Below are 13398 nucleotides of genomic sequence, written 5' to 3' on the forward strand. Positions count from 1 at the left end.
CACGCTTCAAAGCCTCCCACCTATCCTACACAAGCAAATTCAAAGTCCAGTGCAAAGCTATAGTAAAGGTTCACGGGGTCTTTCCGTCTAGCCGCGGATACACTGCATCTTCACAGCGATTTCAATTTCACTGAGTCTCGGGTGGAGACAGCGCCGCCATCGTTACGCCATTCGTGCAGGTCGGAACTTACCCGACAAGGAATTTCGCTACCTTAGGACCGTTATAGTTACGGCCGCCGTTTACCGGGGCTTCGATCAAGAGCTTCGCTTGCGCTAACCCCATCAATTAACCTTCCGGCACCGGGCAGGCGTCACACCCTATACGTCCACTTTCGTGTTTGCAGAGTGCTGTGTTTTTAATAAACAGTCGCAGCGGCCTGGTATCTTCGACCGGCATGGGCTTACGTAGTAAATACTTCACCCTCACCGGCGCACCTTCTCCCGAAGTTACGGTGCCATTTTGCCTAGTTCCTTCACCCGAGTTCTCTCAAGCGCCTTGGTATTCTCTACCCAACCACCTGTGTCGGTTTGGGGTACGGTTCCTAGTTACCTGAAGCTTAGAGGCTTTTCCTGGAAGCATGGCATCAACCACTTCGCTTTCTAAAAGAAAGCTCGTCATCAGCTCTCGGCATTAAGATCCCGGATTTACCTAAGATCTCTGCCTACCACCTTAAACAAGGACAACCAACGCCTTGCTGGCCTAGCCTTCTCCGTCCCCCCATCGCAGTAACTAGAAGTACGGGAATATTAACCCGTTTCCCATCGACTACGCTCTTCAGCCTCGCCTTAGGGACCGACTCACCCTGCGTCGATTAACGTTGCGCAGGAACCCTTGGTCTTTCGGCGTGCGAGTTTTTCACTCGCATTGTCGTTACTCATGTCAGCATTCGCACTTCTGATACCTCCAGCCAGCTTCTCAACTGACCTTCACAGGCTTACAGAACGCTCCTCTACCGCTCAACTTGCGTTGAACCCGTAGCTTCGGTACCTGGTTTGAGCCCCGTTACATCTTCCGCGCAGGCCGACTCGACTAGTGAGCTATTACGCTTTCTTTAAAGGGTGGCTGCTTCTAAGCCAACCTCCTAGCTGTCTAAGCCTTCCCACATCGTTTCCCACTTAACCAGGATTTTGGGACCTTAGCTGACGGTCTGGGTTGTTTCCCTTTTCACGACGGACGTTAGCACCCGCCGTGTGTCTCCCGTGCTGACACTTGCTGGTATTCGGAGTTTGCATCGGTTTGGTAAGTCGGGATGACCCCCTAGCCGAAACAGTGCTCTACCCCCAGCAGTGATACACGAGGCGCTACCTAAATAGCTTTCGAGGAGAACCAGCTATCTCCGAGCTTGATTAGCCTTTCACTCCGATCCACAGGTCATCCGCTAACTTTTCAACGGTAGTCGGTTCGGTCCTCCAGTCAGTGTTACCTAACCTTCAACCTGCCCATGGATAGATCGCCCGGTTTCGGGTCTATTCCCAGCGACTAGACGCCCTATTAAGACTCGCTTTCGCTACGCCTCCCCTATTCGGTTAAGCTCGCCACTGAAAATAAGTCGCTGACCCATTATACAAAAGGTACGCAGTCACCTAACAAAGTAGGCTCCCACTGCTTGTACGCATACGGTTTCAGGTTCTATTTCACTCCCCTCTCCGGGGTTCTTTTCGCCTTTCCCTCACGGTACTGGTTCACTATCGGTCAGTCAGTAGTATTTAGCCTTGGAGGATGGTCCCCCCATATTCAGACAAAGTTTCTCGTGCTCCGTCCTACTCGATTTCACTTCTAAGACCTTTTCGCGTACAGGGCTATCACCCACTATGGCCGCACTTTCCAGAGCGTTCCGCTAAAATCAAAGAAGCTTAAGGGCTAACCCCCGTTCGCTCGCCACTACTAAGGGAATCTCGGTTGATTTCTTTTCCTCAGGGTACTTAGATGTTTCAGTTCCCCTGGTTCGCCTCACACACCTATGTATTCAGTGTGTGATAACCATCTTATGATGGCTGGGTTCCCCCATTCAGACATCTCCGGATCAAAGTCTGTTTGCCGACTCCCCGAAGCTTTTCGCAGGCTACCACGTCTTTCATCGCCTCTGACTGCCAAGGCATCCACCGTATGCGCTTCTTCACTTGACCATATAACCCCAAGCAATCTGGTTACTGCCTATAACGTGAAGACGACATTCGCCGAAAATTTGCATAGAGAACACGCAAATTTTACCTTGACTTGAATAATCACCAGTGAAAGTGACCACTCAAATCTACTTCTATCACATACCCAAATTTTTAAAGAACAGTTCTGGCGCAAAGACCAGAAATCAATACCCTCACACATCACAGGATGCGCAAGCAGCACTCATTTCTGAGCTTTCAGCGATTTTCGAGTTAATGGTGGAGCCAAGCGGGATCGAACCGCTGACCTCCTGCGTGCAAAGCAGGCGCTCTCCCAGCTGAGCTATGGCCCCATCTACAGATCGGCCACATCCCATGACAATTGGTGGGTCTGGGCAGATTCGAACTGCCGACCTCACCCTTATCAGGGGTGCGCTCTAACCAACTGAGCTACAGACCCAATCGTCTCTCTCGGGTCGAAACCCAATCGCTTTTCGCTAGTGAATCAAGCAATTCGTGTGGGAGCTTATGAAGAAGCTGAAGTCTTCGATTAAGGAGGTGATCCAGCCGCAGGTTCCCCTACGGCTACCTTGTTACGACTTCACCCCAGTCATGAATCACTCCGTGGTAACCGTCCCCCCGAAGGTTAGACTAGCTACTTCTGGAGCAACCCACTCCCATGGTGTGACGGGCGGTGTGTACAAGGCCCGGGAACGTATTCACCGTGACATTCTGATTCACGATTACTAGCGATTCCGACTTCACGCAGTCGAGTTGCAGACTGCGATCCGGACTACGATCGGTTTTATGGGATTAGCTCCACCTCGCGGCTTGGCAACCCTTTGTACCGACCATTGTAGCACGTGTGTAGCCCAGGCCGTAAGGGCCATGATGACTTGACGTCATCCCCACCTTCCTCCGGTTTGTCACCGGCAGTCTCCTTAGAGTGCCCACCTTAACGTGCTGGTAACTAAGGACAAGGGTTGCGCTCGTTACGGGACTTAACCCAACATCTCACGACACGAGCTGACGACAGCCATGCAGCACCTGTGTCAGAGTTCCCGAAGGCACCAATCCATCTCTGGAAAGTTCTCTGCATGTCAAGGCCTGGTAAGGTTCTTCGCGTTGCTTCGAATTAAACCACATGCTCCACCGCTTGTGCGGGCCCCCGTCAATTCATTTGAGTTTTAACCTTGCGGCCGTACTCCCCAGGCGGTCGACTTAATGCGTTAGCTGCGCCACTAAGATCTCAAGGATCCCAACGGCTAGTCGACATCGTTTACGGCGTGGACTACCAGGGTATCTAATCCTGTTTGCTCCCCACGCTTTCGCACCTCAGTGTCAGTATTAGCCCAGGTGGTCGCCTTCGCCACTGGTGTTCCTTCCTATATCTACGCATTTCACCGCTACACAGGAAATTCCACCACCCTCTGCCATACTCTAGCTTGCCAGTTTTGGATGCAGTTCCCAGGTTGAGCCCGGGGCTTTCACATTCAACTTAACAAACCACCTACGCGCGCTTTACGCCCAGTAATTCCGATTAACGCTTGCACCCTTCGTATTACCGCGGCTGCTGGCACGAAGTTAGCCGGTGCTTATTCTGTCGGTAACGTCAAAACACTAACGTATTAGGTTAATGCCCTTCCTCCCAACTTAAAGTGCTTTACAATCCGAAGACCTTCTTCACACACGCGGCATGGCTGGATCAGGCTTTCGCCCATTGTCCAATATTCCCCACTGCTGCCTCCCGTAGGAGTCTGGACCGTGTCTCAGTTCCAGTGTGACTGATCATCCTCTCAGACCAGTTACGGATCGTCGCCTTGGTGAGCCGTTACCTCACCAACTAGCTAATCCGACCTAGGCTCATCTGATAGCGCAAGGCCCGAAGGTCCCCTGCTTTCTCCCGTAGGACGTATGCGGTATTAGCGTTCCTTTCGAAACGTTGTCCCCCACTATCAGGCAGATTCCTAGGCATTACTCACCCGTCCGCCGCTGAATCAGAGAGCAAGCCCTCTTCATCCGCTCGACTTGCATGTGTTAGGCCTGCCGCCAGCGTTCAATCTGAGCCATGATCAAACTCTTCAGTTCAATACTGCTTGGGTTTTGAGAAAACCCTAAACTTGGCTCAGCAATCGCAAATCTCTTTACAAGTAAAGAGTAACTCTCGAATAAACGAGTGTTGCTTTGTGATGCTGATAATCTATCTGACCATCAGTCTTACATTCACAAGCACCCACACGAATTGCTTGATTCAGTTGTTAAAGAGCGTTTCGATCAAGTCTTTCGTCTCAACCGAGGCCGCGCATTCTACAGCAGCCTTGTTACCTGTCAAGCTGTTTTTGAAGAAGTTTTTCTTTCTTCTCAACCGCTTGCGCTTCAGATCAACTTGCGTCCCTCGTCAGCGGGAGGCGAATCATACAGCGTTCAAAACCGCTGTCAACCACCTCTTTCAACCGCTTCCGATCAACCCGACCGAAGCCGCCAACAGAATTCAACCACCACCCTGCCAGCCCGGCGCATTCTACTCGAATCCGCCATCCGTGCAACCCTTTTATTTCGCCAACCTTTTGATTTACAAGAGGTTTTGCTTAAGGACTGCGCCGGAAGTGGTGCGCATTATAGGAGCCTGAAAATCAACGTCAACCGTTTATTTCAGTTTTATTCTGCCTTGAGGGAAATACGTGCAAACGACTTCTTTCCAGCCTGACAAACATGGGTCGCGCCAAGCCTGAATACGAAACCACGATCCACTACCTGCCCGTCAACACGGACACCGCTAGAACCCAGCAAGTCACGCGCGACAGCTGCGTTCTTGACCAGCGCCGCCTTATTAAGGACCGACGCAATGGGCATGTCCTGATCAGAGATCAGTTCGATTTCCGGAAGGTCTTCGGGAAGCTCGCCCTCCTTCATCCGATTACCCGCAGAACGATGCGCAGCCGCAGCCGCTTCGTCCCCATGGAAACGCGCAACGATCTCCTCGGCCAACTTGATCTTGATATCCCGGGGATTTGATCCCCGCTCGACATCAGCACGAAACTCATCGAGCTCACCCTGCGACCGGAAGCTGAGCAGCTCGAAGTACCGCCACATGAGCGAATCAGGGATCGAGACCAACTTGCTATACATGACGCCTGGTGCTTCCTGGATCCCGACGTAATTGCCAAGGGACTTGGACATCTTCTTCACGCCATCCAGCCCCTCAAGCAACGGCATGGTCACCACGCACTGCGAGGCTTGACCGTACGACCGCTGAAGCTCACGCCCCATAAGCAAGTTGAATTTCTGGTCAGTCCCTCCGAGTTCTATGTCAGCCCTCAACGCAACCGAGTCATACCCCTGGACGAGCGGATAGAGGAACTCATGGATGGCTATCGGCTGGTTCGTGGAGTAGCGCTTACTGAAGTCATCACGCTCAAGCATACGGGCGACAGTATATTGAGAAGCTAGACGGATAAAGTCGGCCGGGGTCAGCTTGTCCATCCAGGTTGAATTGAACGCCACCTCAGTCTTCGCGGGATCCAGTATCTTAAAAACCTGAGACTTGTAAGTCTCGGCGTTCTCGAGGACCTGTTCCCTGGTCAAAGGGGGCCGTGTGGCGCTTTTGCCACTTGGATCACCAATCATTCCGGTGAAATCCCCTATAAGGAAGATCACCTGATGCCCCAAGTCCTGAAGCTGGCGCATCTTATTAATGAGCACGGTATGCCCGAGATGAAGATCGGGAGCGGTAGGGTCGAATCCCGCTTTGACGCGCAACGGCTCGCCTCGCTCAAGCTTAGTGACCAGCTCCGATTCGACGAGCACCTCATCAGCGCCCCGTTTGATCACCGACAGTTGCTCTTCAACCGACTTCATGGCAAGCCCCATACCATTATTAAAGGGCGACAACCTTACAAGATCGACGGCCGATTACAAGCCGCGCGCTTGTACCGACCAGCAGCTCAGCAGCCACAAGGGTTGCCTGCGATGCGCTTTGCTTATATTTTAGACAGTTATTTCCCGTACAAAAATATGCCAGAAGCCCAAATGATGCCTTCCAAATCAAAAGCTCCGAACTACCCCAAGAGCCATCTTCTGGCTGCCAGTGGTGTAGCTGCGCTGCTGAGCCTGGCGCTGCTTGTATTCCCATCACGTGAAGTCGAGGCGAAGAAGACCTTCATTGACCTGAAGCTCGAGTCCTCCTCTGGACAAATTGTCGTCGAGCCCGGCGACAGCGAACCAGGCCTGGTCGAGTCTCCCTTCGCTGCAACTGCCACGCTGGACACATCATCCGAGGCCAAGAATGCTGAGCTACCGGAAGAAGAGGAGCTCACCCAGGCCCCCGCTCCAGAGTCAGACTCTCTGACGAAGACCGTGGTCGTGGCCAATGGGGATACGCTATCGACAGTATTTTCCAAAGTGGGCCTTTCCCCATCCGTCATGCATGCCGTCCTGTCGAGCAGCAAGGATGCCAAACAGTTTTCCCGCTTGAAGATCGGCCAGCCCCTTGAGTTTCAACTGACCGAGCAAGGCGGGCTAGCCGGCCTACGCAGCAAACTCAACAGTCTGGAAACGCTGGCGCTAGAGAAGACGCCTGACGGTTATTCATTCAAAAAAGAACAGATCAAGCCCGAAATCAGCTCCGTATACGCTCGCGGTGAGATTGATAGCAGCCTGTTTCTAGCCGCGAAGCGCGCGGGCCTCAGCCATAACCTGACTATGGATCTGGCCAACGTATTTGGCTACGACATCGACTTTGCACTAGACATTCGCAAAGGCGACAGCTTCGAAGTTATTTATGAAGAGAAGACCGTAGAGGGGGAACGCATCGGTACCGGCAATATCCTCGCGGCACGCTTTACCAATCAGGGCAAAACCTATTCTGCCGTTCGCTACACCAATAAGGATGGAGCCACCAGCTATTACAATGCTGACGGTACCAGCATGCGCAAAGCATTCATCCGAACGCCGGTAGACTTTGCACGTATCAGCTCTCGCTTTTCCAATGGTCGCAAACATCCGATCCTGAACAAGATCCGAGCGCACAAAGGGGTTGATTATGCAGCCCCGCACGGGACGCCTATCAAAAGCGCCGGTGACGGCAAAGTACTGCTTGCCGGGCGCAAGGGTGGCTATGGCAACACGGTGATCATCCAGCACGGCCAGCGCTACCGCACCCTGTATGCGCACATGCAAGGTTTTGCCAAAGGTGTGCGTAATGGATCCGCTGTAAAGCAAGGTCAGATCATTGGCTACATCGGCACAACCGGCCTTTCCACCGGCCCGCATCTGCATTATGAGTTCCAGGTCGACGGCGTTCATGTCGATCCGCTAGGCCTGAAACTACCGATGGCAGATCCGATCGCTCGCAACGAAAAGCAACGCTTCATGCAACTGAGCCAGCCTCTGATGGCACGGATGGACGAAGAGAAGGCCACCGTATTGGCCCTCAACCAGCAGTAATCGTGGCTCTTTATCTTGGGGTGATGTCCGGCACCAGTCTTGATGGCCTGGACATCGCGCTCATCGAGCAGACCACCCGCACTCGGCTGATAGCCACCCGCTTCCAGGAAATGCCTGCCAAGCTAAAGCAAGATCTACTCGCCTTGTGCTCGTCTGGGCGGGACGAGCTGAAGCGCGCAGCTATTGCTGAGAACCAGTGGGCTACGCTCGCAGCAGAAACGGTTGATCAGCTGCTCATCGAACAGCAGCTTGCCCCGCAGTCGATACGCGCTATTGGCAGCCACGGTCAAACTATCAGGCATGAACCCCATCTCGGGTTCACGATTCAAATCGGCAACCCCGCTCTATTGGCGGAATTGACCGGCATAACCGTGGTTGGGGATTTTCGCCGACGCGACGTTGCTGCCGGCGGACATGGCGCACCGCTCGTGCCCGCTTTCCACGAATCCATCTTTGGCAATTCCCAGCGAGTCCGCGCGATTCTGAACATCGGGGGATTCAGCAATCTCAGCATTCTGTATCCAGGCTACCCTACCCATGGCTTCGATTGTGGGCCCGGCAACGTCCTGATGGACGCCTGGATTCAACGCCACAAGTGCTTGGCATACGACCGCAACGGCGATTGGGCGACGACCGGCATCGTGGATGAGGACCTACTCACCTTGATGCTCAACGAAGAGTTTTTCAAAACTCAGGGCCCCAAAAGCACCGGACGCGAGCTTTTCAACCTGGCCTGGCTGGATAGACTTCTCGCTGAACGGAAAGATCTGCAGCCTGCAGATGTCCAAGCGACGCTGCTCGAACTTACTGCGAGGAGCATAGCCGAGTCACTCATCGCCACCCAGCTGAACGTTGAGGAATTGCTTGTCTGCGGTGGTGGGGCGCATAACGCTGCGCTGATGCGAAGGTTACAGGTGCTGGCCCCGACCTGTGAGGTCAAAAGCACAGACAGCGAGGGGGTGCCGGCAGACTGGGTGGAGGCGATGGCATTTGCATGGTTGGCCCACTGCTGCCTGGAAGGCATCCCGGCAAATCGTCCCGCGGTCACTGGCGCACGGGGCTCTCGAATCCTTGGCGCCATCTATCCCGTTTGATGCCAGAAACGGAAACGCCGTGCAGTGCACGGCGCTTCGAGGCCACGGACATCAGATAGAAAACGACTGACCGCAACCACAGGTAGTCGTTGCGTTTGGATTCTTGATCACGAAACGAGAGCCTTCCAGCCCTTCCTGGTAGTCCACTTCTGCACCAGCAAGGTACTGGTAGCTCATGGGGTCGACCACGAGACTTACGCCCTCTCGCTCGATGATCGTATCGTCGTCGGCCACATCTTCATCGAAAGTAAAGCCGTACTGGAAACCCGAGCAGCCGCCTCCAGTGACGAAGACCCGCAGCTTCAAGCGCGGATTGCCTTCCTCATCGACCAAGCTCTTCACCTTGCTTGCCGCCCCCTGACTGAACTGGATGGCGGTGGGCGTGAAGGATTCGACACTCATTGGTTTCTCCTGGCGTGAAACGCCCTACTGCATTGACGGTGCATTATCGGCTTTCCTGACAAAACCGGTCAATTATTCGACCAGCTTCAGCGCTCCGATGTGAAAACCGGTTTATGGCAGGAGCGCCACATTTCCAAGTCCCAGTTTTTCATTCAGATCGAACAGGATATTCATATTCTGGATCGCCTGGCCGGATGCGCCTTTCACCAAGTTGTCGATCACGGACAGCACGACCACCAGGTCACCGTCCTGCGGACGATGTACGGCAATGCGGCAAACGTTAGCGCCACGCACGCTACGTGTCTCCGGATGACTGCCGGCCGGCATCACATCGACGAACGGCTCGTTGGCATAACGGCGCTCATAAAGGCGCTGCAGATCCACGGAAGTATCGGCAACGGCGGCGTACAGCGTCGCGTGGATACCACGGATCATCGGAGTCAGGTGCGGAACAAAAGTCAGCCCGACGTCACCTTGCGCAGCTCGGCGCAGACCTTGGCTGATCTCCGGCAGATGCCGGTGCCCTTTGACCGCATACGCCATCATGCTTTCGCCAGCCTCGGTGAACAGGGAACCGATCTTCGCTGCGCGCCCGGCACCGCTGACGCCCGACTTGCAATCCGCAATCAAGCACGAGGCATCTGCAAGACCATTTTCAAGCAGCGGTAGAAAGCCCAGCTGGGTAGCGGTCGGGTAACAGCCAGGAACGGCAATCAGGCGTGCCTTTCTGATCTGCTCGCGATTGACTTCAGGCAGTCCGTACACGGCCTCAGCGAGCAGTTCAGGCGCACCGTGAGCCTGCCCGTACCATTTCGCCCACTCTTCGGCATCCTGCAGGCGGAAATCAGCGGACAAATCAATGACTCGGGTTCCGGCTGCCAGCAACTCGCCAGCAAGTGCGTGGGCGACGCCATGAGGGGTCGCGAAGAACACCACGTCGCATCCACCCAATGTTGCTGCGTCCGGAACACTGAAAGCGAGGTCGTCGTAGTGGCCTCGCAGATTGGGGTACATGTCGGTGACCTTCACCCCATCCTCAGAGCGGGAGGTGATGACAGCCACTTCGGCCTGCGGATGCTGAGCAAGCAGGCGCAGCAATTCGACGCCCGTATAGCCTGTGCCGCCAACGATACCGACCTTGATCATGACCTGCCCTCAAATGGAAACGTAAAAGCGCGATGATAAAGCTGCTTTGATCGCGGGCCAACCGCCGGGATGACGGGGGCGAACGCAGCCACTACTATCGACGCATTCGCCTCCGCAGGATTCCATAGATGCTCTACCTTTGGCTCAAAGCACTGCACATCATCGCCGTCGTCTGCTGGTTCGCCGGACTTTTCTATCTTCCTCGCCTGTTCGTTTATCACGCGATGAGTGAGGATGAGCCCAGTCGGGAGCGCTTCAAGATCATGGAGCGTAAGCTTTACCGCGGCATCATGCTTCCTTCCATGATCGCCACGCTGGTGTTTGGCATATGGATGGTCATTCTGAATCCCGGTTTGTTCGGTACAGGCGGCTGGCTTCACGCCAAGTTGGCGCTGGTCCTTGTATTGGTCGGCTATCACCACGTATGCGGCGCACAACTGAAGCGGTTTGCTCGTGACGAGAACATTCGCGGGCACGTGTTCTATCGCTGGTTCAATGAAGTCCCGGTCCTGTTTCTGCTGGCCATCGTGATCCTTGTCGTCGTCAGGCCCTTCTGAGCTGACCGACAGCTGATCAGTTGAGTTCGCGCATTGTGTTACCTGACTCGGAAACCGGAGCATACGCTGTTGTATCGGCTGTTCCTCCCCTCTAATCTGCCGCAACCATCCCTGTGACACGGACGCCACATGCAACAAGCTCAATTCAAAATCGTCTTCACCGGCGAACTTATGCCCGACATGCCGCTTGAGGCGGTAAAGGCAAACCTGGCAGTCCTGTTCAAGACCGACCCAAGCAAGGTCGAGCGATTGTTCAGTGGCCAGGCGGCCGTGATCAAAAGCAAGCTAAGCAGCCAGGAAGCCGACAAGTACATCGGCGCGCTGCACCGCGCTGGCGCCAGGGCATACAAAGAGCCTGAGCACACCAGCCCCACCCTGAGCCTAGTGCAGACGGATGAAGAACTGGCGGCGGCCCAAGGTGACAACCCACCTGCTGCGCTCATGACATGTCCTAAATGCGGGCACGCACAAAGCCACGCCAATGAGTGCAGTACGTGCGGCATCATCATCGAGAAGTATCTGGCGCGTCAGGCGCAGCTTCATGAGAGTGCTGCACCTCAGGGCGCCAGCGCAACGGTGTCACCTTACGCCCCGCCTTCTGCAAACGTCAGCGAAGCAATGCCTCGACATGGCGACCTCAAGCCTTTTTCCGTCACTGGCCGGATTGGCCGTCTGCGTTATCTAGCGTGGTCACTGGTGATCATGTTCGCGGCCACGGGCTTGTTCGGTGTCGCCGCAATCATGATGGCAATCTCCAGCACGATGGGGCTCATCTGCATGGGCTTGATCGGCATCGGCATGCTCGTGGTCAGCGTGCAGATCGGCGTTCAGCGCCTGCATGACTTCGGCTGGTCCGGCTGGCTGATCCTGCTCAATCTGGTCCCGGTGCTGGGCAGCCTGTTTCCCTTCGTCATGCTGCTGATGCCGGGGAGTCGGGAAGTCAATCGCTATGGTTCGCCACCACCGCCCAACAGCCGGTCGGTGAAGATCCTCGCCGCGCTGTGGCTGCTGTTGATCATCTCCGGCCTAGTGGCGGCGCTGACCATCCCCGCGCTGGTGGAAATGCGTCAGGGAGCCGGCTTCTAGCTGCTGAAGCAGACCCTCAATCGGCTTGTACCGTGCGCCCCCTTGCCCACTCCCGCAGTGCATCGAGGCGCTCGGCCATGACAACCGACAACGGCGATGTTGCACGAATGCAGTCGAGCAGCATCGCTTGATCGACATCCCGTTGCTGCGCCTGGCCGGCATAAACCGCGCTGACCACCACCTGCTCGATCTCGGCGCCCGAGAAACCATCACTCGCCCCGGCCAGTACCATCAGACCCATATCATCAGGTTGCAGTTCGCGTCGCGTGAGATGGATGCGGAAGATCTCCGCACGCGTCGCGAGATCTGGCAAATCCACGAAGAAGAGTTCGTCGAATCGCCCCTTTCGCAGCAGCTCTGCAGGCAGCCGATCGATGGCGTTTGCCGTAGCCACCATGAATACCGGCGCGCTACGCTCGGCCATCCACGTCAGCAGTGTGCCCAGTACCCGCTGGCTTACGCCGCCATCCATATCGCCGGTCGCCAAACCTTTTTCGATCTCGTCCATCCACAAAACGCAAGGCGCCATCTGTTCCGCGAGGGTCAGCGCTTCACGCAGGTTACGCTCGGTTTCACCGAAATACTTGTTGTACAAGCAGGCGAAATCCAACCGCAGCAACGGCAGCCCCCACAGACCGGCGACCGCCTTGGCGGCGAGGCTCTTGCCGCCACCTTGCACCCCGACCAGCATCACGCCGCGCGGTAGATCATCGCCCTGACCATCAAGAAACGCGCCCTGCCGCTCCGCCAGCCAACGTTTGAAATTGGCCAGACCACCCACCTCCGCGAAGCGGGCCGTCTCGTATTCGAACCCCAGCACCCCATCGAGATCCAGCAGCTGAAACTTGCTGCGATTGAGCTCGGGAAGATCCTCCTGGGTGATCGCACCGTCATCACAGATGACATTACGTGCCAGCGCCCGCGCCTCTGCATGGCTCAGGCCGCGCAGATTCTTCACCACCTGCTGCAACGTGCGATTGTCGGTGCGAACGCGAGCACCGCGATTACGCTCGCTCCAGCGGGTGGCTTCCTCGCGGACGATGACAAGCAGCTCTTCCTCGGCCGGCAGCGAAAGGCTGAAGCGTGCAGCGTAGCGTTGCACTTCAGGCGGCAGCTTGAGCGCATGCGACACCAGTACGAGGGTCGGCGCCACAGGCGCTTCACTCATCGCAATGTCCTTCAGCAGTCGCACCAACTTCGGCTCATCGAGAAACGGATGCAGATCGCAGAAGACGTACAGGTTCGCCCGGGGATCGTGCTTCACCAGTTTCAGCGCCACGTCCGGCGCGCAGGTTTCCTCGCCGCCCTGCAGCTCGCCGCCAAAGGACAGATGGCGCACCCCCTCGGTCGCCGACCACAGGTAGAAGCCCAAGCCTTGGCGCATGGCAAGCCCCGTCAGCGTCTCGAGCACTCTGCGCTCGTCCCAGGACTCAACCAGCACCAATCGGACTCTCGAATCCAGAACCAAACCCAGATCATGAATATCGTTCTTCACATCACCTCCCTGTACAGCCTCACCACGGCTCATATGCCCTGATACACTGTTTGACCGACGCTCTCCCGGA

9 protein-coding genes, 2 tRNA genes and 2 rRNA genes are annotated in these 13398 nt (G+C 55.6%); 5 read left to right on the forward strand and 8 right to left on the reverse strand.

The genetic code is table 11. The annotated features are described in order from the left end of the window. The 4 genes from F753_RS39735 to F753_RS39750 all read right to left on the reverse strand — a co-directional run. Window positions 1–2127: ribosomal RNA gene (locus F753_RS39735) — 23S ribosomal RNA — on the reverse strand; the annotation flags it as partial. A 253-nt stretch (window positions 2128–2380) separates the two neighbouring features. After that, a tRNA-Ala gene (locus F753_RS39740) sits at window positions 2381–2456 on the reverse strand. Window positions 2457–2486: 30 nt separating this feature from the next. Next, a tRNA-Ile gene (locus tag F753_RS39745) sits at window positions 2487–2563 on the reverse strand. Window positions 2564–2654: 91 nt separating this feature from the next. Next, window positions 2655–4191 (reverse strand): 16S ribosomal RNA (locus F753_RS39750). 88 nt (window positions 4192–4279) lie between these two features. Here F753_RS39750 and F753_RS39755 point away from each other — a divergent pair. Next, on the forward strand, window positions 4280–4810 hold the full coding sequence (locus tag F753_RS39755) for a hypothetical protein (protein WP_209320150.1): 531 nt from the start codon (window positions 4280–4282) through the stop codon (window positions 4808–4810). Here the strand turns inward: F753_RS39755 and tyrS are convergent. Next, on the reverse strand, window positions 4762–5961 hold the full coding sequence (tyrS, locus tag F753_RS39760) for a tyrosine--tRNA ligase (protein ID WP_031297941.1): 1200 nt from the start codon (window positions 5959–5961) through the stop codon (window positions 4762–4764). The two genes, F753_RS39755 and tyrS, sit on opposite strands and share 49 nt — an antisense overlap. A gap of 171 nt (window positions 5962–6132) precedes the next feature. Here tyrS and F753_RS39765 point away from each other — a divergent pair, with 171 nt between their 5' ends. After that, the gene (locus F753_RS39765; protein ID WP_023445862.1) at window positions 6133–7548 is read left to right on the forward strand and encodes a peptidoglycan DD-metalloendopeptidase family protein; all 1416 of its coding nucleotides are present in this window, start codon (window positions 6133–6135) and stop codon (window positions 7546–7548) included. A gap of 2 nt (window positions 7549–7550) precedes the next feature. After that, window positions 7551–8642: an anhydro-N-acetylmuramic acid kinase gene (locus F753_RS39770; RefSeq protein ID WP_031297944.1), complete on the forward strand. Its 1092-nt coding sequence runs from the start codon at window positions 7551–7553 to the stop codon at window positions 8640–8642. 51 nt (window positions 8643–8693) lie between these two features. On the opposite strand, the gene erpA is transcribed toward F753_RS39770, so the two are convergent. Together erpA and argC are read right to left on the reverse strand one after the other, a co-directional pair. Next, on the reverse strand, window positions 8694–9044 hold the full coding sequence (gene erpA, locus F753_RS39775; protein WP_003285497.1) for an iron-sulfur cluster insertion protein ErpA: 351 nt from the start codon (window positions 9042–9044) through the stop codon (window positions 8694–8696). Between the two features lie 111 nt (window positions 9045–9155). Then, window positions 9156–10190 (reverse strand): N-acetyl-gamma-glutamyl-phosphate reductase, encoded by a 1035-nt coding sequence (gene argC / locus F753_RS39780; RefSeq protein ID WP_023445864.1) that lies wholly within the window; start codon window positions 10188–10190, stop codon window positions 9156–9158. A gap of 128 nt (window positions 10191–10318) precedes the next feature. Here argC and hemJ point away from each other — a divergent pair, with 128 nt between their 5' ends. Beyond that, window positions 10319–10747 (forward strand): protoporphyrinogen oxidase HemJ, encoded by a 429-nt coding sequence (hemJ, locus tag F753_RS39785; RefSeq protein WP_014821649.1) that lies wholly within the window; start codon window positions 10319–10321, stop codon window positions 10745–10747. Between the two features lie 129 nt (window positions 10748–10876). After that, window positions 10877–11833: a DUF805 domain-containing protein gene (locus tag F753_RS39790; protein ID WP_023445865.1), complete on the forward strand. Its 957-nt coding sequence runs from the start codon at window positions 10877–10879 to the stop codon at window positions 11831–11833. Window positions 11834–11849: 16 nt separating this feature from the next. On the opposite strand, the gene F753_RS39795 is transcribed toward F753_RS39790, so the two are convergent. Then, the gene (locus tag F753_RS39795) at window positions 11850–13328 is read right to left on the reverse strand and encodes an AAA family ATPase (protein ID WP_023445866.1); all 1479 of its coding nucleotides are present in this window, start codon (window positions 13326–13328) and stop codon (window positions 11850–11852) included. Between the last annotated feature and the right edge of the window lie 70 nt (window positions 13329–13398).

The organism is Stutzerimonas chloritidismutans AW-1 (genome assembly GCF_000495915.1).
Lineage (GTDB): Bacteria > Pseudomonadota > Gammaproteobacteria > Pseudomonadales > Pseudomonadaceae > Stutzerimonas > Stutzerimonas chloritidismutans.

Coding starts and splice junctions, on each gene's coding strand:
- tyrS (WP_031297941.1), bottom strand. CDS start 5,961: ATGAAGTCGGTTGAAGAGCAACTGTCGGTGATCAAACGGGGCGCTGAT.
- F753_RS39765 (WP_023445862.1), top strand. CDS start 6,133: ATGATGCCTTCCAAATCAAAAGCTCCGAACTACCCCAAGAGCCATCTT.
- erpA (WP_003285497.1), bottom strand. CDS start 9,044: ATGAGTGTCGAATCCTTCACGCCCACCGCCATCCAGTTCAGTCAGGGG.
- argC (WP_023445864.1), bottom strand. CDS start 10,190: ATGATCAAGGTCGGTATCGTTGGCGGCACAGGCTATACGGGCGTCGAA.
- hemJ (WP_014821649.1), top strand. CDS start 10,319: ATGCTCTACCTTTGGCTCAAAGCACTGCACATCATCGCCGTCGTCTGC.
- F753_RS39790 (WP_023445865.1), top strand. CDS start 10,877: ATGCAACAAGCTCAATTCAAAATCGTCTTCACCGGCGAACTTATGCCC.